The sequence below is a fragment of the Escherichia sp. AM3 genome, from assembly GCF_032029835.1.
Taxonomy (GTDB): Bacteria; Pseudomonadota; Gammaproteobacteria; order Enterobacterales; family Enterobacteriaceae; genus Escherichia; species Escherichia coli.
The window spans coordinates 1-650 of sequence record NZ_JAVUPQ010000481.1; the positions used below are offsets into that span (position 1 = coordinate 1).

General features: G+C 32.3%; 1 protein-coding gene. It reads left to right on the top strand.

Annotated features, from left to right (window positions below; translation table 11 throughout):
* The first annotated feature begins 257 nt into the window (after positions 1-257).
* The gene (locus tag RTW80_RS26740) at positions 258-638 is read left to right on the top strand and encodes a hypothetical protein (protein ID WP_312721112.1); all 381 of its coding nucleotides are present in this window, start codon (positions 258-260) and stop codon (positions 636-638) included.
* Positions 639-650: the final 12 nt, after the last annotated feature.

The following is a 650-nucleotide window of genomic DNA, read 5'->3' on the forward strand; positions in this document are numbered from 1 at the left end:
TTTTTTTTTTTTTTTTTTTTGGGGTTTGTTTGGTTCGATTTTTTTTTTTGTTTTTCTGTTTTCCTTATTTAAACTTGTTTTTTTGTTTTATACAAAAAATATTTTTAATGATTTCATAATCGACTCTGTAGCTTAAAACAAACAACTATCAAATATCTTGAAGGGTGAAACAATGGAAAGCTTAATATTTTTCTTAGTATTTATGATCGCTTCCTTTTTTAACACTGCAACAAGAAAAACAAAACGAAGGGGAAGCAATGAGCAAGAAAAAAGGCAAGAAAAACGTAATAACAACTATTGGCGAAGCATGTGATCAGTATGCGTTAAACAATCCTCGCAAATATAATTATGAGCATGATGCACAACCAGGCGAGGAATTGATCTTTATACTTGAAGAACCAAGCCCAGAATTAACAGACGAAGAATTATCACTCATTCAAAGTATGGACGGTGTTTACTTTAATCCGCGCCCACGCAAAACAACGGTTATAGATTCCAGTCTTCTGAAAAGATGGCAGTGTTTGGGTTTTCAGGATATGCACCACTTTAGGGGGTATATGGCTCTTAACAGTCTTAAATATGCAGGGGTGAGAGAAACCGAATTACTTCTGCTTGATAAAATAAAAATAGAAGATTAAAATATTTTTATT